Source organism: Pseudomonas lini (assembly GCF_964063345.1).
Lineage (GTDB): Bacteria > Pseudomonadota > Gammaproteobacteria > Pseudomonadales > Pseudomonadaceae > Aquipseudomonas > Aquipseudomonas lini_B.
In genome coordinates, this window is record NZ_OZ061318.1 from 3,491,934 (window position 1) to 3,513,160 (window position 21,227).

General features: G+C 58.9%; 20 protein-coding genes. 3 read left to right on the forward strand and 17 right to left on the reverse strand.

Features of this window, described 5'->3' with window-relative positions; all coding sequences use genetic code 11:
• Nucleotides 1–144 precede the first annotated feature (144 nt).
• From AB3226_RS15825 to AB3226_RS15885, 13 genes are all read right to left on the reverse strand, one after another.
• The gene (locus AB3226_RS15825) at nt 145–774 is read right to left on the reverse strand and encodes a class I SAM-dependent methyltransferase (protein WP_367373727.1); all 630 of its coding nucleotides are present in this window, start codon (nt 772–774) and stop codon (nt 145–147) included.
• Nucleotides 775–970: 196 nt separating this feature from the next.
• Complete coding sequence (locus AB3226_RS15830; RefSeq protein ID WP_367373728.1) at nt 971–1,327, reverse strand: DUF6124 family protein; 357 nt, start codon at nt 1,325–1,327, stop codon at nt 971–973.
• Nucleotides 1,328–1,884: 557 nt separating this feature from the next.
• A complete protein-coding gene (locus tag AB3226_RS15835; RefSeq protein ID WP_095054448.1) occupies nt 1,885–2,529 on the reverse strand; it encodes a methionine ABC transporter permease in 645 nt (214 codons plus the stop codon).
• Nucleotides 2,519–3,640, reverse strand: coding sequence for a methionine ABC transporter ATP-binding protein (locus tag AB3226_RS15840; RefSeq protein ID WP_367373729.1), 1,122 nt, complete (start codon nt 3,638–3,640; stop codon nt 2,519–2,521). The genes AB3226_RS15835 and AB3226_RS15840 overlap by 11 nt, the downstream gene beginning before the upstream one ends.
• Nucleotides 3,641–3,642: 2 nt before the next feature.
• Entirely contained in the window at nt 3,643–4,452 is an 810-nt protein-coding gene (locus AB3226_RS15845) for a MetQ/NlpA family ABC transporter substrate-binding protein (RefSeq protein ID WP_367373730.1), read from the reverse strand.
• A 128-nt stretch (nt 4,453–4,580) separates the two neighbouring features.
• Nucleotides 4,581–5,939: an LLM class flavin-dependent oxidoreductase gene (locus tag AB3226_RS15850; protein ID WP_367373731.1), complete on the reverse strand. Its 1,359-nt coding sequence runs from the start codon at nt 5,937–5,939 to the stop codon at nt 4,581–4,583.
• Nucleotides 5,939–7,132 (reverse strand): SfnB family sulfur acquisition oxidoreductase, encoded by a 1,194-nt coding sequence (locus tag AB3226_RS15855; RefSeq protein WP_367373732.1) that lies wholly within the window; start codon nt 7,130–7,132, stop codon nt 5,939–5,941. Before AB3226_RS15855 ends, AB3226_RS15850 begins: the two co-directional genes overlap by 1 nt.
• A 38-nt stretch (nt 7,133–7,170) precedes the next feature.
• A complete protein-coding gene (locus AB3226_RS15860) occupies nt 7,171–8,412 on the reverse strand; it encodes an SfnB family sulfur acquisition oxidoreductase (RefSeq protein ID WP_367373733.1) in 1,242 nt (413 codons plus the stop codon).
• A 405-nt stretch (nt 8,413–8,817) separates the two neighbouring features.
• Nucleotides 8,818–9,576: a hypothetical protein gene (locus AB3226_RS15865; RefSeq protein WP_367373734.1), complete on the reverse strand. Its 759-nt coding sequence runs from the start codon at nt 9,574–9,576 to the stop codon at nt 8,818–8,820.
• 507 nt (nt 9,577–10,083) lie between these two features.
• Nucleotides 10,084–10,833 (reverse strand): L-cystine ABC transporter ATP-binding protein TcyN, encoded by a 750-nt coding sequence (gene tcyN, locus AB3226_RS15870; RefSeq protein WP_052962897.1) that lies wholly within the window; start codon nt 10,831–10,833, stop codon nt 10,084–10,086.
• A gap of 4 nt (nt 10,834–10,837) precedes the next feature.
• Entirely contained in the window at nt 10,838–11,503 is a 666-nt protein-coding gene (gene tcyL / locus AB3226_RS15875) for a cystine ABC transporter permease (RefSeq protein WP_052962896.1), read from the reverse strand.
• Complete coding sequence (gene tcyJ / locus AB3226_RS15880; protein ID WP_367373735.1) at nt 11,503–12,297, reverse strand: cystine ABC transporter substrate-binding protein; 795 nt, start codon at nt 12,295–12,297, stop codon at nt 11,503–11,505. The genes tcyL and tcyJ overlap by 1 nt, the downstream gene beginning before the upstream one ends.
• A 347-nt stretch (nt 12,298–12,644) precedes the next feature.
• Nucleotides 12,645–13,643, reverse strand: coding sequence for a D-cysteine desulfhydrase (locus AB3226_RS15885; RefSeq protein ID WP_367373736.1), 999 nt, complete (start codon nt 13,641–13,643; stop codon nt 12,645–12,647).
• A gap of 190 nt (nt 13,644–13,833) precedes the next feature.
• Between AB3226_RS15885 and epsC the strand changes: the two genes are divergently transcribed.
• Nucleotides 13,834–14,760 (forward strand): serine O-acetyltransferase EpsC, encoded by a 927-nt coding sequence (epsC, locus tag AB3226_RS15890; protein ID WP_367373737.1) that lies wholly within the window; start codon nt 13,834–13,836, stop codon nt 14,758–14,760.
• Nucleotides 14,761–15,184: 424 nt separating this feature from the next.
• Nucleotides 15,185–17,140 (forward strand): choline transporter BetT, encoded by a 1,956-nt coding sequence (betT, locus tag AB3226_RS15895; RefSeq protein ID WP_185047081.1) that lies wholly within the window; start codon nt 15,185–15,187, stop codon nt 17,138–17,140.
• A 26-nt stretch (nt 17,141–17,166) separates the two neighbouring features.
• Here the strand turns inward: betT and AB3226_RS15900 are convergent, their stop codons facing one another.
• The 3 genes from AB3226_RS15900 to AB3226_RS15910 all read right to left on the reverse strand — a co-directional run bounded on the left by AB3226_RS15900 (nt 17,167) and on the right by AB3226_RS15910 (nt 18,910).
• A complete protein-coding gene (locus AB3226_RS15900) occupies nt 17,167–17,427 on the reverse strand; it encodes a hypothetical protein (protein WP_367373738.1) in 261 nt (86 codons plus the stop codon).
• A 356-nt stretch (nt 17,428–17,783) separates the two neighbouring features.
• Nucleotides 17,784–18,593 (reverse strand): IS3 family transposase, encoded by an 810-nt coding sequence (locus AB3226_RS15905; RefSeq protein WP_367372716.1) that lies wholly within the window; start codon nt 18,591–18,593, stop codon nt 17,784–17,786.
• A gap of 20 nt (nt 18,594–18,613) precedes the next feature.
• Complete coding sequence (locus tag AB3226_RS15910; RefSeq protein ID WP_367372298.1) at nt 18,614–18,910, reverse strand: transposase; 297 nt, start codon at nt 18,908–18,910, stop codon at nt 18,614–18,616.
• Nucleotides 18,911–19,171: 261 nt separating this feature from the next.
• Between AB3226_RS15910 and mgrA the strand changes: the two genes are divergently transcribed.
• A complete protein-coding gene (mgrA, locus tag AB3226_RS15915) occupies nt 19,172–20,209 on the forward strand; it encodes an L-glyceraldehyde 3-phosphate reductase (RefSeq protein ID WP_367373739.1) in 1,038 nt (345 codons plus the stop codon).
• A gap of 162 nt (nt 20,210–20,371) precedes the next feature.
• Here the strand turns inward: mgrA and tauD are convergent, their stop codons facing one another.
• Nucleotides 20,372–21,214 carry a taurine dioxygenase gene (gene tauD, locus AB3226_RS15920; RefSeq protein WP_367373740.1) on the reverse strand — a complete coding sequence of 281 codons (843 nt, stop codon included), beginning with the start codon at nt 21,212–21,214 and terminating at the stop codon, nt 20,372–20,374.
• Nucleotides 21,215–21,227 lie beyond the last annotated feature (13 nt).

A 21,227-nucleotide genomic window follows, 5' to 3' on the forward strand; every position in this document is an offset into this window, starting at 1 on the left:
TCAGGCAAACTCGGTTCCCTGTGGGAGAGTAAGGACGAGCGCTTTGCATCATCGCGAGCAGGCTCGCTCCCACATTGGATCGCGTCCGCCTGGACAACTCGATCACTGTGGGAGCGGGCTTGCCCGCGATGGCGTCCTCACAGACTACGCAGGCTTGCGCCAAACACTCGCCAACCAAGGCTGTTGCTCCCGCGGCAGCCCCGCCGGCCGGTAGTAGTGCTCAAGCTCCACAAACCCCGCCTCAGTCAGCAGTTCCTGCCACGCCTGAAGATCGTAATACGCCCCATACCGCGGCCCGTTCCAGCCCTCTTGGTTCTCACCACGCGGATTGGAGCTGAACAACACCCCACCCGGCTTCAACGCCTCGCGCAGCTGCTTCAACACCCGAGGCAATTCCTGACTAGGGATGTGGAACAGCACCGCATTGGCAAAAATCCCGTCAAACCGCTCGGTCGGCAGATCGAGTTTCAGAAAGTCCTGTTGCCAGACTTCGCAACCACTGTCCTCCCGCGCCATCTGCGCAAGCTTTTCCGAGCCGTCGAGGCCGATAGCGGTGTGGCCCAGGTGAGTGAAGGTTTTCAGGTCACGACCAGGCCCGCAGCCGAAGTCGAGAAGGGTGAACGGCGCCTCACCCTGAATATGCCGCAACAGGGCATCGATGTTCTGGCTGACATCGTGATCGCGAGTGCCTTCACGGAAGTCTTCGGCCACTGCGTTGTAATGGCCCAGGGTAGTGGAGGTGATCTGCTCCAGGTCGTCGGGAGTCTGTTTCATGGTCGGCTGCGCAGGCAATTGGGATTCGCCGAATATACGCCATCAAGCCTAGGGCTGCTTCGCAGCCATTCGCGAGCAAGCCCGCTCCCACACTGGATCGCGTCGAACACAAATTCCATGTTCACCGAAGATCAAATGTGTGAGCGGGCTTGCTCGCGAAAGCGGTATCACTGACAACCAATGACTAAAGCCTGACTCAGCTCTGTTTCATCCCCAGACATTCAATGGACCGATCAACCATCGCCTTGGCAATCTCCAGCAAATGCCAAACGGAAAACACCAATGCCCGATCGGCCCCCGTGAGCTGATCGCCACACTGATACGCCGTGACCGAGGCGCAGCGCAGCAGATCGGCGACGTAGAGCTGGGTATCCTCGAAGCTCACGTCTTTACTGACGTTGTAGAAGCGAAATTCGTCGGGCGGGGAGGGCTGATCGCCGGTGAGGTAGAAATCAATCGCACGGTAGAGCGCCGATCGATCCCTGAGCGGGTCTTCAGTGGCGGTTTCGTTGGTGGGGTTTTCGGGAGGTGGATCGGGAACGGATTTTTTCATGTGTTGCTCCTATTGCTACATGGGAGCCATCACTTATCGCCTACTAAACGATTGGGTGGCGGCTGTACGCAGGTTAGTAGGCCGGTCAATAGGAAAACCGGTGCACCCGAAGGTGCCCCACGCACAGCCACCATATTCTGCATGCGGCAAAAAAATGCCGGACATGAGCATGGAATCGCTATGCGCCTATTGTTCCGGGCTACTAAACCCAATCACTGATGAGCAGTGACGGACCGAGACTAGCCACGGAATTTGGCAGGCGCAAGCGAGCGGAATGATCTAGGAAACGTCCTGCAAAAGAAAGGGATCGGGCCTGCTGGCACTCTGATTTTCTTGTGCGAAATGTTCCCCAGGAGCTAGAGACAATACTTCTGGTGAGAGAGCTTTTCTGTGGCGAGGGAGCTTGCTCCCGCTGGGCTGCGCAGCAGACCCAAAACCATTCAATGAGGTGTGTCAGATAAACCTCATTGAATGGTTTGCGATTGCTGCGCAATCGAGCGGGAGCAAGCTCCCTCGCCACAAAAACCTTTGTTCGCACTATGGGGCAAGGATCAAGCTCAGCGCTTGTTGAGGCCCCGCGCCAAGCGATCGCCACCCAACTGAATCACCGCCACCAACACCACCAGCAACACAATCACCGTCAACATGATCTGGCTGTCAAACCGCTGATACCCATACCGATAAGCAATGTCCCCCAACCCACCGGCACCAATCGCTCCGGCCATGGCCGACGAGTTGATCATCGTCACCAACGTAATCGTGAAACCACCGACAATCCCCGGCAGCGCTTCGGGCAGCAGCACATGCCAGACGATATGCCCGCGTCGGCAGCCCATCGCCTGCGCGGCTTCAATCAACCCATGGTCGACCTCGCGCAAACTGACCTCGGCAATGCGTGCAAAGAACGGCGTGGCCGCAATGGTCAGCGGTACCACGGCAGCCCACACGCCATACGTGGTGCCGACGATCAGCCGGGTAAACGGAATCAACGCCACCATCAAAATCAAAAACGGAATCGAGCGGAACAGGTTCACGAACGCGCCCAACGCGCGGTTCAGTGCCGGTGCTTCGTAGATACCACCCTTGGAACTGGTGACCAAAATCACCGCCAGCGGAATGCCCGCCAATAGTGCAATCAACGACGACACACCCACCATCAAAAACGTATCGATAAAGCCTTGCAGCAACCGATCAAACCACATAACCCAGCACCTCCACCTGTTGCGCCCAGTTGCCGGCGCGCTGACGCAGTTCCTCGGCGCCGAGGGACGAGCCGGTCACCGCCAGCAGCAATTGCCCGAGTGCATGCCCCTGAATCCGTTCCACGCCCCCTTGCAGCAAGCGCACGCGACCACCGAGGGCGCTGAACAGCGCCGCCAGGTCTGGCTCGTCGCTCGCGCTGCCGGTGAATTGCAAACGCAACACCACGGCGGCGTCAGAAGACTGCGGCTGCTCCCGCAAGCGGCTTTGCAGCTCTTGCGGCAGACCGTGTTGCAGTGGCGCGAGCAAGGTCTTGCTGACGTCATGTTGCGGGTTGCCAAAGACTTCCCAGACCGGCCCTTGCTCGACGATTCGCCCGTGTTCCAGCACCACGACCCGATCACAGATATCGCGGATCACCGCCATCTCATGGGTGATCAGCACGATGGTCAGGCCCAGGCGCTGATTGATCTCGCGCAGCAGGCCGAGGATCGATTGCGTGGTCTCCGGGTCCAGCGCCGACGTCGCCTCGTCACACAGCAGAATCTGCGGGTCATGCACCAGCGCCCGGGCGATGCCGATGCGCTGTTTCTGCCCGCCGGAAAGTTGCGCCGGGTAGGCTTTGTGTTTCTCTTGCAGGCCGACCAGTTCCAGCAGTTCGCGGACTTTGCGCTCGCGCTGCTCCTTGGGCACGCCGGCGACTTTCAGCGGCAATTCGACGTTCTGCCAAACCGTCTTGGCCGACATCAAATTGAAGTGCTGGAAGATCATGCCAATCCGCCGCCGCAGCGCCACCAAACGGTCTTCATCGAACTCGCCGATGTCGATCTGATCGATCAGCACCCGCCCGCTGCTCGGTTGTTCGAGGCGGTTGATGGTGCGGATCAGCGACGACTTGCCGGCGCCGCTGCGACCGATGATGCCGAACACTTCGCCGCGCTGGATCGCCAGGTCGATACCGTGCAGGGCCGCCACCGGACCTTGCTGGCCGTTGTAGGTTTTGCCCAGGCCGATGAAGCGCACGTGGGCACGATTGAAGTCTGGGTGCAGTTCGGTTTGTGTGGCGTTATGTGGCTCCGGAAGTTCCAGTCGCCGTTGGATCGCGGCCGTCATGCTCAGCTTTCCCAGCCGGCTTGATAGAGCTTGCCGTGGGCTTTATCCAGCGCCGCGCGAACGGCTGGTGAATGCTGGTAGATGTCGACGAATTTGATCAGTCGCGGGTCGGTTTTGCTTTTCGGCTGGATCACGAACTGGATCACGTATTCCTTGTGATCGAGGCCGTCGAACAGCAGGGCGGAACTGGCATCGAAGGTCTTCGACAGACGGATATAGGCCGGGTAACCCTGGACCAGATCAGCATCGTCGTAGGCGCGTACCAGTTGCACGGCTTCGACCTGAAGGATTTTGATTTTCTTCGGGTTGGCGATGATGTCTTCTTCGGTCGCCTTGTAGCCGACGCCCGGTTTGAGGGAGATCAGCCCGGCCTTGGCCAGCAGTTGCAGGCCGCGACCGCTGTTGATCGGGTCGTTGGCGATGGCCACGCTGGCACCGATGGGCAACGCGTCGAAGCTTTTGTATTTCTTCGAGTAGAGGCCGACGTTGTTGATGATGCCCGGGGCGAACGGCACCAGGTCAAAACCAGCGGCGGCCTTGGCGTTTTCCAGGAACGGAATGTGCTGGAAATAGTTCGCGTCGATGTCACCCGAAGCGAGGCTGACGTTGGGGGCGATCCAGTCGCTGAACTCCACCAGTTCGACTTTCAGGCCTTGTTTGTTAGCTTCTTCTACTGCGGCTTCCAGGGGAATGGCGAAGGCGGCGGTGGTGCCGACTTTCAGTGGTGCGTCGGCGGCGAAGGTGATGGAGCTAAAGAGGCCGAGGGCCAGGGCCAGTGCTTTGACTGGGTGGTTGAACAGTTTTTTGGTCATGATGAGTTTTCCAGTCAGTGCATTGAATTTTTGGTGTCTGTTCGGGCCTCATCGCGGGCAAGCCCGCTCCCACAGTGTTCTCGGGTGTTCACACAATCCCTGTGGGAGCAGGCTTGCCCGCGATGCTTTTAGCGGCGAAAAGCCGACCCGGTGTGTTGTTTGGGTAAATACGCCTCTTCGTGAAACAGTTTTTCCCGCAGGCTGCCGTTGTCGTAAGCGGTCTTGTACGACCCTCTGCGCTGCAACTCCGGAATCACCAGCTCAATGAAATCCACATAGCTCTCCGGCGTGACAATTCGCGTCAGATTGAAGCCATCCAAGCCGGTTTCGGCGATCCACGATTCCAGTTCGTCAGCCACCTGCTGCGGCGAGCCGACCACGGTGATGTAGCGACCACCGAGGGCGTGTTGTTCCAGCAGTTTGCGGCGGGTCCAGTCGTTGTTTTGCAGGTTCTTGGTGGCGGACTGAATGGCGTTGCTCTTCACGTACTGGATAGGTTCGTCGAGTTCGTACTCGGAAAAATCGATCCCGGTGGACGCCGAAAAATGCGCCACGCCAGCCTCGGCACTGGCGTAGCTCAGGTACTCGGCGTGTTTGGCCCAGGCCAGTTCTTCTGTCGCACCGACGATCACGTTCAAGCCCATGAACACCTTGATGTCCCAAGGGTTGCGCCCGGCTTCGACGGCGCTGGCGCGAACCTTGTCCACCTGAACCCGGGTCGCCGGTTTGTTCTGACCGCTGATGAACACGCACTCGGCATGCCGACCTGCGAATAGCAAACCGCGATCGGAACTGCCGGCCTGGAACAGCACCGGCGTGCGTTGCGGCGACGGTTCGCAGAGGTGATAACCCTCGACCTGATAGAACTCGCCCTTGTGCTCGACCTTGTGCACTTTGTCTGGCTGGGCGTAGATCCGCTGTTCGCGGTCGTTGAGCACCGCGTCGTTTTCCCAGCTGCCTTCCCAGAGTTTGTAGAGCACTTGCAGGTACTCGTCGGCCTGGTCGTAACGGCGGTCGTGTTCTACCTGTTCGCTCAGGCCCATGGCCTTGGCGGCGCTGTCGAGATAGCCGGTGACGATGTTCCAGCCGACCCGCCCACGGCTCAAATGATCAAGCGTCGACAGGCGCCGGGCGAACAGATATGGCGGTTCGTAGGTCAGGTTGGCGGTCAGGCCGAAGCCGAGGTTTTTGGTGACCGCAGCCATGGCCGACACCAGCAGCAACGGGTCGTTGACCGGCAACTGGATCGACTCTTTGAGCGGCACGTTCACCGAGTTTTGATAGACGTCGTACACGCCGACGATGTCGGCGATGAACAGACCGTCGAACAGTCCGCGTTCCAGCAACTGAGCCAGTTCAGTCCAGTATTCGATGATTTTGTATTGGGTGGAATTGTCCCGTGGATGCGTCCACAGGCCATGGTTGATGTGCCCGATGCAATTCATGTTGAACGCGTTGAGCAGGATTTTCTTTTTGGCATCGGCCATCAGATGGTCCCTCGCAATGGAGGGTTTTCATCGTTGAGGTAGTAGTTGCCGACAGCGTGATACTTCCAGCGCACCGGGTCGTGCAGGGTATGTACCCGTGCGTTGCGCCAGTGACGATCCAGACCGTGTTCGACCAGGGTCGCCTGGCTGCCGGCCAGTTCGAACAACGTGCTGCCGGCGGCGAGGGAGATTTCAGTGCTGATGGCCCGGGCTTCGGCGACGGCAATGGATGCGGCGGCGACAGTCTCGGCATTGGTGTCGGCCTGAGCCTGGTCGAGGAATTCGCCGGAGCGTTCCAGCAGAGCTTCGGTGGCGTGCAGGCGAATAGCCAGGTGACCGAAACTCTTGATCGTCAGCGGGTCTTCAGTGGCTTTTTCATGAGTGGCGTCGATCCACGGCCGGGTCTTGGTGCGCACAAAATGCAGGGCATCTTCATACGCGGCGCGGGCAATGCCGGTGTCGATCGCGGCGTGGAGAATCTGCGCCAACGGGCCGACAGTGGTCGGGCGTTCGAAAGCGCTTTGAAACGGGATCACGTCCTCGGCGGCGACGTAGACGTCCTCGAACACCACCGAACCGCTGCCGGTGGTGCGCTGGCCGAAGCCGCTCCAGTCGTCGATCACTGTCAGGCCTTTGCTGTTGCGCGGGACGAAGGCCAGTTGCTGCACACCGTTTTCGTCCACCACTGACGTCGGGATGCGCTGGGCGTAAATGGCGCCGGTGGCGTAGAACTTGCGACCGTTGATGCGGTAGCCGTTGCCATCGCGAGTCAGGCTGGTGACGCGGTCATGGGCGGTTTTGGTGCCCAGTTCCGCGAGTGCATTGCCGAAGCGCTGGCCGGCCAATACTTCTGCGTACAGGCGTTTTTTCTGCTCATCGGTGCCGTTTACGCGCAGCACTTCAAGAGCATAGAAATGGTTCTGGGGAATTTGTCCGAGAGAGCCGTCGGCCTGGGCGATCAGTGCGATGACCTTGGCCAGGGTGACGTTGGAAACCCCGGCGCCGCCGTATTCTTTTGGCACGCTGATGCCCCAAAGACCCGAACGGGAAAACACTTCCAGTTCCGGGTATGGCAAACGACGTTCGCGGTCGCGCAGTGCGCTGTCGCGTTTGAAATCGTCGGCCAGGTCACTGGCGACGATCAGGGCTTGCTCATCGCTGGTGATGACCGCGACGTGGTGAGAAAGAGTCATGTGTTTCTCCAGAGATCTGGTCAAAAAGGTTCTGGTCGTCAGATCCAGGAATGGCGAGCCGGCAGAGTGCCGTTGAGGTGATAGTCGCCGACGGCGTGATACTTCCAGCGCACCGGGTCATGCAGCGTGTGCACCCGGGCATTGCGCCAGTGGCGGTCGAGGTTGAATTCGGCGAGGGTGGCGCGGCTGCCGGCCAGTTCGAAGAGTTTTTCGCTGGCCAGCAGCGAGATCTCGGTGGTCAGTACTTTGGCTTCAGCCACGGCAATCGAAGCGCGCGCAGCGGACTCGGCGGTGAGCGGCGCGGCGTTGACCTGATCGAGTACTTGGCCTGCCTTGCGCAGCAGTGCTTCGGCGGCGTGCAGTTCGATTTTCAGCTTGCCGATGTCGGCGATCACGTAGAGGTCGTCGCTGGCCCGGTCGACCTTGGCGTCGATCCACGGTCGTGCGCGTTTTTGCACGAACTCGATGGCGTCATCGATGGCGCCTCGAGCAATGCCGGCGTCGATGGCTGCTTGAATCAATTGCGACACGGCGCCCTGGGTATTCGGGCTGTCATTGATCTTCCAGTTATCCACCACTAGCTCGGCGTCGACCCGCACATTGTTGAGCAAAATGGTGCCGCTGGCGGTGGTGCGCTGGCCGAAACCCGACCAGTCATCAACGATGCGCAGGCCCGGTGTGCCACGACGGACGAAGGCCAGCACTTGCTTGCCATCGTCGTTCAGCGCCTTGACGGCCACCCAGTGGGCGAACAGGGCGCCGGTGGAATAGAACTTCTGCCCGTTGATGACGAAGCCATCGCCGTCGGCAGTGATCCGAGCCTTGAGCTCCAGGGTATTTTTAGTCCCGCGCTCCGGCCCCGCGTTGCCGATTCGCCAGCCTTCGAGCACGCTTTTGAACAGCTGTTTTTTCTGCGACTCGGTGGCGCTGCCGAGTATCAGGTTGAGAATCCCGAACTGGTTCTGCGGGATCTGCCCCAAGGCCGGGTCGGCCGCGGAAATGATCGCGAACACCGAGGCTAAGGTGACGAATGAAACCTGCGGGCCACCGTACTCACGCGCGATGGCAATGCTGCCCAGGCCGCTGCGGGTGAACTGTTCGATTTCTGACCACGGCAGCTTGCGCTGCTGGTCACGTTTGGCGGCTTGCAGGCGGGCGACTTGCGCCAGCTCATGGGCAGCCTTGATGGCTTGTGCGTCGTTGCGCAAGACCTGCACGGGCAACAACAATGGGGCGATGTCCAGATCACTCTGGACGATTGCATCTGCCAGACTGGACATCAGTGCCGCTCCTTGGCTGCACGCAATGCCCTGGCGATTTGCACTGGGGTGATTGTGTTCCGGACCATACCTACCTCACATCTCATGAAAGCGCCGCAAGTGGCGGCGAACGAAAAACACGAATGTCCGGTGGTCCGGTGCATATACCCTAAACGTGTATAAATAATTTATGAACTAACTTTTAGGAATATGTATAGAAGGGTGATATCGCCCGGTTGGTCGGAGCCCCTGTGGCGAGGGAGCTTGCTCCCGCTCGGCTGCGCAGCAGTCGCAAAAACCTTTAACCGGGTTCAATTTGAAAGAACGCGTTTGTCGGTTTTGGGGGCGCTTTCGCACGCCAGCGGGAGCAAGCTCCCTCGCCACAAAAAGTCCTCATGACACAACAGGAGTGTTGCTACAGAGTCTTCACTTCTTTCGGGATTCAGCGGCCATGAGCGTTTCTTTCGCCGGCACTTTCAGATAGGGATTGGCACAGCCGATTTTCAGTGTGCGTGCCGGTGCCCAGCGGGAGTTGTTACCCACGCGGTCGAGGATGCAGTAGGTCACTTCCAGTCGAAGGTCTTCGCCGGCTTCGAGAATGATCGCCGGTGGGACCCAGACCTGAATTGGCTGACCCACATCGCAAGCCTTGAGCTTGGGCAGGTCCATGCGCACATCGCCCCAGCGCAGGGTGATTTCGTCGTCGACAGCCATGTTCAGGTAGGGCTCGATGGTCAGTGGCACACCGCGTTTGACCTGGTTCGAATTGACCCCCTGACGGCGAATGGTCTCTGGGATGAATACGGGCGCCAGGCTCTGGTTTTCCTCATCGCAAAGAAGCAGGCCACCCGGGCAATCAAGTTTGATCTGGACCCGCGCCGCCGGTGATACCGCGGGCCCTTGCCCGACCTGCATGACCTTGTAATGGACGCGTGCAGAACCATTGGCAATGAAGCTTTCCGGCACCCGCAGGCTCACGGCTTTGCTGTCGTGGTCGGCCCCCAACACGCTGGAGGCGACATAGCAGTTGTCCCAGAACAGCTCGATCAGATCGCCTTCGTCCATGCCGGGGTAGGGCGGCACGTCGATCATAAGGTGAGCGGCCGAGGTGATGTTGATACCGGCCTTGTGGCTTTGCGCCAGGGTCGGGGCTGCAAGTTCGGGTTTGTTCGAAGTGCTTGTCATGGGGTTTCTCTCCTAGAAGCCTTGCCGCGAAGTCCATTTCTGAAAGATCGAAAGGCGTGAATTACCAAGCAACAAAACGATTCACTACTTGCGCGCTTAAACAATAATTGAGTGGGGTGGCTGTTGCCTGTTGGGGACTAGATAAGAGTGCGGTTGAATAGGTGTCAATAGCGTTGGTTGGTTAAAGGTTAGTTCTTGCGTGATTCAGAAAGCTCCTACGCAGTATGGTTAACAAACCGCATCGCTCTGTCGAATATAGTTCGGTATTTGGTGGGTTTTATGCCTCCGAGGCAGCAACCCTTTGAGCGTGGACAGCAAGGTGTTTTATAAAATTTAGGCGATATGAATCTGTTGCAGGACATATATATGTACCGCATAGGACGGCGGGAAGTTATTTATGATGGGGGCGAATCATGCAATTTGTTGAAGGCTGCTATACGTTTTTATAAAGCGGAGTTTATGCCACTTCCATCCATGGAAGTTGACAGCTTTTCGAGTGGGGCAGCACTAAGCGTTATTAAGAAACTTGCTGAGAAACTGCTGGGTCCGTTCCTCTTTAGGATTGGCAAACAGTGCCTTGGCTTCGCCTTGTTCGACGATCACACCCTTGTCGAAAAACACCACGCGGTTGGCCACGTCCCGGGCGAAGCCCATTTCGTGGGTAACGATCACCATGGTGCGTTTCTCCTCGGCCAGGCCGCGGATGGTCGCCAACACTTCGCCCACCAGCTCCGGGTCCAGCGCCGAGGTGGGTTCATCGAACAGGATCACTTCCGGTTCCATCGCCAACGCTCGGGCAATCGCCACACGCTGTTGCTGACCGCCGGAGAGGCGTCGCGGGTAAGCGTCTTCCTTGCCCGCCAGGCCGACCTTGGCCAACAGCTTTTTACCCAGGGCAACGGCTTCGGCACGCGGGATCTTTTTCACCACCAACGGGCCTTCGATGACGTTTTCCAGGGCGGTGCGATGGGGGAACAGGTTGAAGTTCTGGAACACGAAACCCACATGCTGACGCAAGCGCCGTACCAGGCTCTGCTGCTGGTTCAGGGGGCGGCTGCCATCGATCTCGATGTCGCCGACCTTGATCCGGCCGCTGCTGGGCTCCTCGAGAAAATTCAGGCAACGCAGGAAGGTGGTCTTGCCCGAGCCGCTGGGGCCGATGATCGCCACCACCTCGCCTTCCTTCACCTGCAGATCGATGCCGTTGAGCACCACCTGGCCCTTGAACTGCTTTGTCAGTTTTTCCACGACAATCATTGGGTCAGGACTCCTGGTCGTGCCGATTGACCCGCGCTTCCAACTGGTTCTGCAGGTGCGACAGTACAGTCGCCAGAACCCAGTAGATCAGCGCAGCGGCAAGATACATGGTGAAAATTTCGAAGGTACGGGCGGTAATCAGCTGTGCCTGACGGAACAGCTCCGGCACCTGAATGGTGGCTGCCAGCGCGGTATCCTTGACCAGCGAAATAAAGCTGTTGCCCAACGGTGGCAGAGCTGTGCGCGCCGCTTGCGGCAGGATGGCCCGGCGCAGGGTTTGCGCGCGGGTCATGCCGATACTGGCGGCGGCTTCCCACTGGCCGCGCTCGATGGAGCTGATCGCGGCACGCAGGATTTCGCAGGCGTAGGCGGCCATGTTCAGCGAGAAGCCGATCAGGGCAGCCGGCAGCGGATCAAGTTCGATACCCAATTGCGGCAAGCCGTAATAGATCACGAACAATTGCACCAGCAACGGCGTGCCGCGAAAGAACGACACGTAGACGCGGGCGATCCAGCTCACCAGTTTGAAGCGCGACAGGCGCATCAATGCCAGGCCGAAGCCCATCAGCAGGCCGAAGAACATTCCGCCCAGGCTCAGGATGACTGTGTAGTACGCGCCCTTGAGCAGAAAGGGCGCGGAGTCCAGCGCAAGTTGGAAAGCTTCTCCCATTATTGAGTGACGTCAGCGCTGAAGTATTTTTCCGAAAGCTTTTTCAGCGTACCGTCGGCACGCAGCTTGTCGATGGCTTTGTTCACCGCGGCCAGCAGCTCAGGCTCGCCTTTGCGCAGGGTAATACCGGCTTCCTGGCGGGAGAACGCTTCGCCGGCGGCGGCAGTGTCCTTGGCCTTCCTGGCATATTCCAGCGCAGCCAGGCGGTCGATCAGAATGGCGTCGATGCGGCCGACGCGCAGATCCTGGAACTTGGTCGGATCATCTTCGTAGGTGCGGATGTCAGCCTTAGGCACATTCTCTTTCACCCACTGCTCGTAGTTGGTGCCCAGACCTACGCCGACTTTCTTGCCAGCCAGATCGGCGGCGGTCTTGATGGTGTCTTTGTTTTTGGTCAGGGTCAGCGCCTGAATCCCGGAAACGGTGTAAGGCGTGGAGAAGTCATACTTCTTCTTGCGCTCTTCGGTGATGGTCACCTGGTTGATCACCGCGTCCAGACGCTTGGATTCCAGGGCTGCGAGGATGCCTTCCCATTTGGTCGGCTGCAGTTTGACCTTCACGCCCAGCTCTTTGGCCAAGGCTTCGGAGAACTCGACTTCGAAGCCGCTCAGTTTGCCGGCCTCGTCGACGAAGCTGAACGGTGGATAAGTGCCTTCCAGGCCGACGTTGATCACGCCTGCGTCCTTGATTTTTTGCAGCTGCTCACCGGCCACTGCCTGCCCGAGCAGGCCGGCGCTCAGCGCCAGGCCCAGCGAACCCACCAGCAGATTTCGACGTAATGCGGAAAAATTCATGACAAGCCCCTGTTTTCTTATGGAAGACGCTTAAGGAAAGTTGGCAAATTCGGGATTTGAACGACTGCGATATCCTGCCCTAAAGCAGCTTATGCGTCTTGCTGCAAATTCGCCTGCGGCGCGACTATATGATGTTGTCTTTAGATAGGAAAATACTAAATATTGATCTTGTTATTCTTTTATTGAATATTCGATGGATGCGGTCCTCGTGGCGAGGGAGCTTGCTCCCGCTCGGCTGCGCAGCAGTCGTAAACCCATTCACCGCGATTCAACTGAAACACCGCGGTGGCGGTTTTGGGGGCGCTTCGCACCCCAGCGGGAGCAAGCTCCCTCGCCACAGAAATGCTTTATCCAGTCAGAAAGTCTCTGTAGGCAAACAATGCCGGCGCCCCACCGGTGTGCAGGAAGATGATTGGGCCGTCATTGAAGCGCTGGCGCCCGATGCCGTCGAGTAAACCGGCCATGGCTTTGCCTGTGTACACCGGATCCAGCAACAACCCTTCCTGACTCGCCAGCAGCTTCAGCGCCGACAATGTCCCGGCATTCGGCTCGCCATAACGCGGGCCGAAATATTCGTCCCACAGTTCGATTTTGAAATTCGCCGGCAGGCTCACGCCCAGCAGTTCGGCCGTGCGCTCTGCGAGGCCCTCAACTTTCGGGCGTTGAGCTTCATCGCTACGGGAAACAGTCACGCCAATCACTGGCAAATCCGGCAGTGCTTCGCTCAATGCCAGCGCCAGACCGCTATGGGTGCCGGCACTGCCGGACGCCAGCACCACGGCGGCGAATTGCAGCCCGGTGTCCTTGATCTGTTCAGCCAGTTCCAGGCCCGCACGGACATAACCCAACGCGCCCAGTGCATTCGAGCCACCAATCGGCACCAGATACGGCTTTTTACCGTTGCTGCGCAGACGCCCGGCCAACGCTTCCAATTGCTCGTCGGCGTTGTCGAGGTTTTCCACCAGCTCGACCTTGGCATCGAACAGGTCCAGCAACAGCCGATTGCCATTGCCGACATAGTTGCTGTCGTCGGTGCCGAGCGGATTTTCCAGCAGGGCTACGCAGCCCAGGCCAAGCTTGGCCGCAATGGCGGCGGTCTGACGCACGTGGTTGGACTGGATCGCGCCTGCAGTGATCAACGTATCAGCGCCCTTTGCCTGCGCATCGGCGGCCAGGTATTCGAGTTTGCGCAGCTTGTTGCCGCCCAGTGCCAATGGCGTCAGGTCATCGCGTTTGACGTACACATCGCGGCCCAGCCAGGTCGACAGGCGTTCGAGTTTTTCCAGGGGAGTAGGATGACCGAGCAGATCGAGGCGGTTAAAGCGGGCAAGCTGTTGTTTGATCATGGGTCCGTACTGGCGGGGGAAGATGTCAGGACTATAGGCACGGGTATTTAGTGGGGCAACTGCCAATCGCTTATAACCAAAAGTATTGAACACAGCACTATTGGTTCTTAATTCGGCTGCAAGCCGTTGCCGTAAAGTAATCGCGGTTAACGCGGCCAGACAGTCCGGCCGCCCGTGAGGAGTTTTTACCGTGAGCGAGCGTTCCAGTCATTGGCAATTGCAGACCATCGTCGGCCAACTGCGTACCGCGCGCGACCAGTGGCGCGCACAAAACGGCCGTGCCAGCGGCGAGCAGGGCGGTCGAGAGTTGCCGTCCCGAGCGGCCATGGCAGACATTCTCGAAGCCTTGTGCGGTGCGCTGTTCCCGATGCGTCTAGGCCCGGTGGATTTGCGCGAGGAAAGTGAAGATTTCTACGTCGGCCACACACTCGACGTGGCACTGAACGCGTTGCTGGCTCAAGCGCGGCTCGAACTGCGTTACGCCGCGCGCCACAGTGCCCAGGCCGACACTGAAGTCGAGGCCAAAACCATCCAGATCATTCAGGATTTCGCCCTCGCTTTGCCGGGGCTGCGCACTCTGCTGGACACCGACGTACTGGCGGCCTATCACGGCGACCCGGCGGCTCGCAGTGTCGATGAAGTGTTGCTCTGCTATCCCGGGATTCTGGCGGTGATTCACCATCGCCTGGCCCATCATTTGTATCGCGCCGGCTTGCCGCTACTGGCGAGGATCAGCGCGGAAATCGCCCACTCGGCCACCGGCATCGACATCCATCCGGGGGCGCAGATCGGTCGCAGTTTCTTCATCGATCACGGGACCGGTGTGGTGATCGGCGAGACCGCGATCATTGGCGAGCGCGTGCGGATATATCAGGCGGTGACCCTGGGTGCCAAGCGCTTCCCGGCGGACGAAGACGGCCAGTTGCAGAAGGGCCATCCGCGGCATCCGATCGTCGAAGATGATGTAGTGATTTATGCCGGCGCAACGATTCTGGGGCGGATCACCATCGGCAAGGGCTCGACCATCGGCGGTAACGTCTGGCTGACTCGCAGCGTGCCAGCAGGGTGCAACCTGACCCAGGCGAATCTGCAGCATGATGATGGGACGCAGAAGTAAGCTCCAGAATCTCTAGTGGTCTTTCTGACGCCATCGCGGGCAAGCCACGCTCCCACAGGTTTTGTGTCGAACGGTAATTCCGTGAACGACACGAAGCCTGTGGGAGCGGGCTTGCCCGCGATGATTTCAGGTCAGGCCGAAATAATGGCATTTAGCTAATTTCCCGCTGAACGAATCCCGCCAACCCCGCGTCATCCCCTTCCTTGAGCTAGCACAGGAAAGCGACCGCCGAGCCCTGCGATTAGTCCTTAGCCCCCTACCTATGTTTAACTTGAACGCTCATTCAAGTTAAACCGCCGGTTTGCTGCCCGCTCACAACAGGAGGCTTGCCTTTGCCGAGTCCGTTATTGATTGCCCTGTTTCACCCCCTTGAGGTGCACCTTTCATGAGTGCATCGTCCACCCCCGCAAGCGGCCAGGTCCGCATGAATCCGCCGGTTTTTTATTTCGCGGCGACCTTCATTCTGTTGTTCGCCGTTGTTGTCATGGCAATACCTGAACAGGCCGGTGCCTGGCTGTTGCAAGCGCAAAACTGGGCGGCCAATACGGTCGGCTGGTACTACATGCTCGCGATGACGCTGTATCTGGTCTTCGTGGTGGTCACCGCCTTGTCTGGCTACGGCAAGATCAAGCTCGGTGCCGACCACGACGAGCCCGAATTCAGCTACCTGTCCTGGGCCGGCATGCTGTTCGCCGCCGGGATCAGCATCACGCTGTTTTTCTTTTGCGTGTCCGAACCGCTGACTCACCTGGCGCAACCGCCGCAAGGCGAGGCTGGCACGGCGGATGCGGCGCGTCAGGCGATGCAGATTCTGTTTCTGCACTGGGGCCTGCATGGTTGGGGCGTATTCGCCTTCGTCGGCATGGCGCTGGCCTATTTCGCCTATCGACATAACCTGCCGCTGGCCCTGCGTTCGGCGCTGTACCCGCTGATCGGCAAGCGCATCAATGGCCCGATCGGCTACGCGGTGGACGGCTTCGGCATCATCGCCACGGTGTTCGGCCTCGGCGCGGATATGGGCTTTGGCGTATTGCACCTCAACTCGGGCCTGGACTACCTGTTCGGCATCGCCCACACCCAGTGGATTCAGGTCGGCCTGATCACGTTGATGATGGGCGCGGCGATCATCGTTGCGGTGTCCGGCGTCGATAAAGGCGTGCGGGTGATGTCCGACATCAACATGCTGCTGGCCTGTGCGCTGCTGCTGTTTGTGTTGTTCGCCGGCCCCACCCAGCACCTGCTCAACACTCTGATCCAGAACATCGGCGACTACCTCGGCGCCTTGCCGATGAAGAGTTTCGACCTGTACGCCTACGACAAACCGAGCGACTGGCTGGGCGGCTGGACGGTGTTCTACTGGGCCTGGTGGATCGCTTGGTCGCCGTTCGTGGGCCTGTTCATCGCACGGATTTCCCGTGGCCGGACCATCCGTGAATTCGTCTTCGGCGTGCTGCTGATCCCGCTCGGTTTCACCCTGGCGTGGATGTCGATCTTCGGCAACAGCGCCATCGACCAGGTCCTCAACCACGGCATGAGCGCGCTCGGCATGTCGGCCATCGACAACCCGTCGATGACCCTGTACCTGTTGCTGGAAACCTATCCGTGGAGCAAAACCGTGATTGCGGTCACGGTGTTCATCAGCTTCGTGTTCTTCGTGACCTCCGCCGACTCCGGCACTGTGGTGTTGTCGACGTTGTCCGCCAAGGGTGGTAACCCGGATGAAGACGGGCCGAAATGGCTGCGAGTGTTCTGGGGCGCGATGACCGCGTTGGTGACCAGCGCGCTGCTGTTCTCCGGCAGCATCGATGCATTGAAGTCAGCGGTGGTGCTGACCTCGTTGCCGTTCTCGATGATTTTGCTGCTGATGATGTGGGGGCTGCACAAGGCGTTTTACCTGGAATCGCAGAAGCAGATCGCGCAACTGCATTCCCTTGCGCCGGTGTCCGGCTCGCGGCGCGGTGGATGGCGTCAGCGCTTGAGTCAGGCGGTGCATTTCCCGTCTCGGGATGAGGTCTATCGCTTCCTCGATACCACGGTGCGCCCGGCGATTGAGGACGTGACCGCCGTGTTCGTCGAGAAGGGTCTGCACGTGGTCGCTCAGCCTGATCCGGCCAATGACAACGTCAGCCTGGAGATCGGTCACGGCGAACTGCATCCATTCATCTATCAGGTACAGATGCGCGGTTACTTCACGCCGTCGTTCGCCCGTGGCGGCATGGGTTCCAAGCAACTCAACAACCGCCGTTACCACCGGGCCGAAGTGCATTTGAGAGAGGGCAGTCAGGATTACGATCTGGTGGGTTACACCAAGGAACAGGTCATCAACGACATCCTCGACCAGTACGAACGGCACATGCAGTTCTTGCACCTGGTGCGTTGATCTACGCGGGTGGCGCTGACGTCTTGTCAGGCGTCAGTGCTCATCGCCATGAACAACACCAGCGCCGCCACCGGTACGCCGAATACCGCGCTACCGACCACCAGTTCCGTGCTCAACGGCTGGCCGGCGTTGACCATGCCGACCGCGCCGTTGATCAAGGTCAACGCCAGCCACAGCACGACAAAGCTGTAGGCCAGGATTTGGCGGGGGAAACCGATCTTCTCGCCGATGAACAGCATCAGCGCCAGCAGGATCAGCCCGAAGAAGATGATGATTGCTGTGTGCATGGTGGAGTTCCGCCCTTCAGGTATGCATTGCTTTTGAGGCAGTCATCGCGAGCAGGCTCGCTCCCACATTCAACCGCATTGCTGGATGAGAGCTCGGTTAGCTGTGGGAGCGAGCCTGCTCGCGATGGGGTCACCTCGGTGTCCTTGCTACTTATTGAGCATAGGCACCTCTGCGCTTAAACCAACCCACTTGACCCAAGCCGAATCCGGTCCCGCCAGAAACGACACAACGCGAGCAATATCCTCCGGGTGACCCAAATGCTCCAGTGGAGGGGCCGTTTGACGGTACGCGAAGATCAAAAGATCGCAGCCTGCGGTGTAGCGGTCCAGTTTTTTTAGACCAATCTGTAGAAGTATTAGGCCGCCAGCTGCTCAAAGAGCGCTGGCGGCAGGTCGTTCGAGGCAGTGTGGCAACGGCGATGGTTGTAGTGCGAGATAAAATCCATCACATCCTTCTCCGCCTCGAAATGATTCTGGTAGCCGCCCTGCGGCATCCAATCGTGTTTCAGCGTTCTGAAATAACGCTCTACCACCGCATTGTCCCAGCAGTTGCCACGGCGGCTCATGCTCTGGACGATCCTGCTTTCTGCCAAGCATGCAACAAAACGGTCAGCGGTGTACTGACAGCCCTGGTCTGAGTGAAATAGCAGCTCAGGCATCGGTCGACGCAGCGCTACCGCCAGCCTTAGCGCCTTGATAGACAGCTCGGTGTCTGCGGTCCTTGAGCACGCCCACCCGACGATCCTGCGTGAAAACAGATCCATCACCACCGCCAGATACAACCAACTGTCTTTCACTTTGATGTAGGTGATATCGCCTGCCCAGAGCGTATTTGGCTGGATTGGATTAAAGCGACGATCAAGTATGTTCGGCGCAGTCACCGCAGGCTTGGTAGCACGGCGATAGTGGGCATAACGTGGCCGGCGCCTTGGCAGACCGAGGGTCTTGATCAAAGTGCCCATTCGATAGCGCCCGATGAAAATGCCCGACTTTCTTAACTCTTTGGATAGCCCACGAGCGCCGAGCGCCTCACGATGCTCTTTATGTAGCGCACGAATTTGAAGCTCCAAGGGGCGCTGGGCTAGGCGGCGCTGCTCAGGTTTGCGCTTAACGTAATAGCTACTGCGGGCAAAACCGAGCACCGAGCAAATGCGTCGAACCGACATTCCCCCTCTAGCGCCATCAATCACTTGGTTCGACCGAACAGAACCTTTAGATGAGAGGGCAATTGCTTTTTTAGCACTTGGTTCTCGGCCTCGAGCAACGCCAGTTTCGCCTGCAACGACTCGATCATTTCCTGATCTTGTGGCCGAGTTGGCTGCAACATTCCCGCCTGCTCCCGGCGCCAACTCAGAACCCAACGACGTAGGGCTGTGGGTCCAACCTTGGTTAGCTCACAGGCTTTAGGGATGGAGTAATTCATTTCCACAACCAAGCGAATGGCTTCCGCTTTTTCCTCGGCCTTAACAACCCGATATCCCATGATGCTTCCTTAGGTCGAGACTCCTACATCATGGTCCAAAAACAGTGAGCCACAATACGGCAGCTCCTACAGTGATATGCGGCCGAGCGTAGGAGCTGTCGAAGGCTGCGATCTTGGCGATGGGTCTGGCACTGAAGATGAAAACTGTGAAACGTTTCAGCAATTAGTCGAGTCCGAGGTTTATCGGCGTTTGTCCGGGCGTATGCTGGGCAACTTGCAAAGCAGTCGATACCACATTCAAGACAGACAAGAGAGGATTCGATGACCTACACCGCTGCCGAAAACCGCTACGATTCCATCCCTTACCGCCGTGTAGGCCGCAGCGGGCTGGTGCTGCCGGCGCTGTCCCTGGGCTGGTGGCACAACTTCGGCGACTGCACGCCAATCGACACCCAGCGCTCGTTGCTGCGCACGGCGTTTGACTTGGGCATCAACCACTTCGACTTGGCCAACAACTACGGCCCGCCGTATGGCAGCGCCGAGATCAACTTCGGTCGTTTGCTGCGTGAAGACTTCAAGCAGTACCGCGACGAGTTGATCATCTCCAGCAAGGCCGGCTGGGATATGTGGGCCGGCCCTTACGGTCAGGGCGGTGGTTCGCGCAAATACGTGCTGGCCAGCCTCGACCAGAGCCTGCAACGCCTGGGCTTGGACTACGTGGACATCTTCTATTCCCATCGCTTTGATCCGGACACGCCGCTTGAAGAAACCGCCAGCGCACTGGCTACCGCAGTGCAGCAGGGCAAGGCGTTGTACATCGGCATCTCGTCCTATTCCGGGGTGAAAACCCGTGAAATCGCCGGGTTGCTGAAAGAGTGGAAAGTGCCGTTGCTGATTCATCAACCGGCTTACAACCTGCTGAATCGCTGGGTGGAAAAGGACCTGCTGGACACCACCGATGAACTCGGCACTGGCGTGATTGCCTTCACGCCATTGGCTCAGGGGCTGTTGACCGACAAGTACCTCAATGGCGTGCCAGCGGATGCGCGGGTCAATCGTCCGGGCGGTGGTTCGTTGCAGGCCTCTCACCTGTCCGAAGCCAACATCGCCCATGTGCGGGCGCTCAATGAAATCGCCAAACGTCGCGGTCAGAGCCTGGCGCAGTTGGCGCTGGCCTGGACCCTGCGCGATTCACGGGTGACCTCGGCCCTGATCGGCGCGAGCCGGCCGGAGCAGATTATCGAGAACGTCGGGGCGTTGAAGAACCTGAGCTTTAGCGTGGAAGAGTTGGCGGAGATTGACCGGTTTGCCCAGGAGGGTGGGGTCAATCTTTGGGAGAAACCTTCGGCGGCTGAATAAGTGTTCGGCGCCGTATTCTCTGGTGTTCGTTCTGGCCCCATCGCGGGCAAGCCCGCTCCCACAAGGTTATGGGTTGACCGCAAAATATTGGTCAATACAAATCTTTGTGGGAGCGGGCTTGCCCGCGATGGGGCCATCAATGTCAGTACAAAAACTGGCTGATTATCGAAAAAACGGCACATCCCCCAACACCGTCGCCCGCTGCATTACCCGCCGCGCCGGGCGGTAATCATCCACCGCGTGATGCTGGGTCACGCGATTGTCCCAGAACGCAATGTCGTTTTTCTGCCAGCGCCAGCGGATGGTGAACTCCGGCCGTGTGGTGTGGGCGAACAAGAATTTCAGAATCACCTCGCTTTCCGTTTCCGACAGTTCATTGATCTTCGACGTGAACCCTTCATTGACGAACAACGACCGGCGCCCGCTTACCGGGTGCGTGCGAATCACCGGGTGAGATAGCGGCGGGTTCTTGCGCCGGGCTTCTTCCCACTGGGCCAAAGCTTGCGGTGTATTGCCATAGCGTTCCAGTGGGAACGAGCGGGTGAAATCGTGAGTAGCGGTCAGCCCTTCTAGCAAGGTTTTCATCGGCGCGGACAGCGCTTCATACGCCGCAATACCACTGGCCCATAGCGTGTCGCCGCCAAATTCCGGCAGCAGTTTGGCGCTGAGCACCGCGCCCATGGCCGGGGTCGGCAGGAAGGTCACGTCGGTGTGCCAGATCGCGTTGTCCCGCACGTCGGTGACGGCGGTATCGAGGATCAGCACTTCCGGCTGTTCCGGCACGTTCGGGTAGATCGGGTGGATGTGCAGGTCGCCGAAGTAGGCGGCGAATCGCGCTTGCTGCTGCGGCTCGATCGGCTGGTCGCGGAAGAACAGCACTTGATGCTTGAGCAGCGCCTGCTCGATGGCGTCGCGTTGTTCCAGGTTCAGCGGCTGGCTGATATCGATGCCGCTGATTTGCGCGCCGAGGGCGGAGCTTAAAGGGACGATGGTCAGGTGGCTCATGGTGGTTCTCTTC

Coding starts and splice junctions, on each gene's coding strand:
- AB3226_RS15845 (WP_367373730.1), bottom strand. CDS start 4,452: ATGACCAAAAAACTGTTCAACCACCCAGTCAAAGCACTGGCCCTGGCC.
- tcyN (WP_052962897.1), bottom strand. CDS start 10,833: ATGATTGTCGTGGAAAAACTGACAAAGCAGTTCAAGGGCCAGGTGGTG.
- tcyJ (WP_367373735.1), bottom strand. CDS start 12,297: ATGAATTTTTCCGCATTACGTCGAAATCTGCTGGTGGGTTCGCTGGGC.
- AB3226_RS15835 (WP_095054448.1), bottom strand. CDS start 2,529: ATGTGGTTTGATCGGTTGCTGCAAGGCTTTATCGATACGTTTTTGATG.
- AB3226_RS15900 (WP_367373738.1), bottom strand. CDS start 17,427: ATGCACACAGCAATCATCATCTTCTTCGGGCTGATCCTGCTGGCGCTG.
- AB3226_RS15905 (WP_367372716.1), bottom strand. CDS start 18,593: ATGTCGGTTCGACGCATTTGCTCGGTGCTCGGTTTTGCCCGCAGTAGC.
- AB3226_RS15850 (WP_367373731.1), bottom strand. CDS start 5,939: ATGGCCGATGCCAAAAAGAAAATCCTGCTCAACGCGTTCAACATGAAT.
- AB3226_RS15840 (WP_367373729.1), bottom strand. CDS start 3,640: ATGACGGCCGCGATCCAACGGCGACTGGAACTTCCGGAGCCACATAAC.
- AB3226_RS15830 (WP_367373728.1), bottom strand. CDS start 1,327: ATGAAAAAATCCGTTCCCGATCCACCTCCCGAAAACCCCACCAACGAA.
- AB3226_RS15860 (WP_367373733.1), bottom strand. CDS start 8,412: ATGTCCAGTCTGGCAGATGCAATCGTCCAGAGTGATCTGGACATCGCC.
- betT (WP_185047081.1), top strand. CDS start 15,185: ATGAATCCGCCGGTTTTTTATTTCGCGGCGACCTTCATTCTGTTGTTC.
- mgrA (WP_367373739.1), top strand. CDS start 19,172: ATGACCTACACCGCTGCCGAAAACCGCTACGATTCCATCCCTTACCGC.
- AB3226_RS15865 (WP_367373734.1), bottom strand. CDS start 9,576: ATGACAAGCACTTCGAACAAACCCGAACTTGCAGCCCCGACCCTGGCG.
- AB3226_RS15910 (WP_367372298.1), bottom strand. CDS start 18,910: ATGGGATATCGGGTTGTTAAGGCCGAGGAAAAAGCGGAAGCCATTCGC.
- tcyL (WP_052962896.1), bottom strand. CDS start 11,503: ATGGGAGAAGCTTTCCAACTTGCGCTGGACTCCGCGCCCTTTCTGCTC.
- AB3226_RS15825 (WP_367373727.1), bottom strand. CDS start 774: ATGAAACAGACTCCCGACGACCTGGAGCAGATCACCTCCACTACCCTG.
- tauD (WP_367373740.1), bottom strand. CDS start 21,214: ATGAGCCACCTGACCATCGTCCCTTTAAGCTCCGCCCTCGGCGCGCAA.
- AB3226_RS15885 (WP_367373736.1), bottom strand. CDS start 13,643: ATGATCAAACAACAGCTTGCCCGCTTTAACCGCCTCGATCTGCTCGGT.
- AB3226_RS15855 (WP_367373732.1), bottom strand. CDS start 7,132: ATGACTCTTTCTCACCACGTCGCGGTCATCACCAGCGATGAGCAAGCC.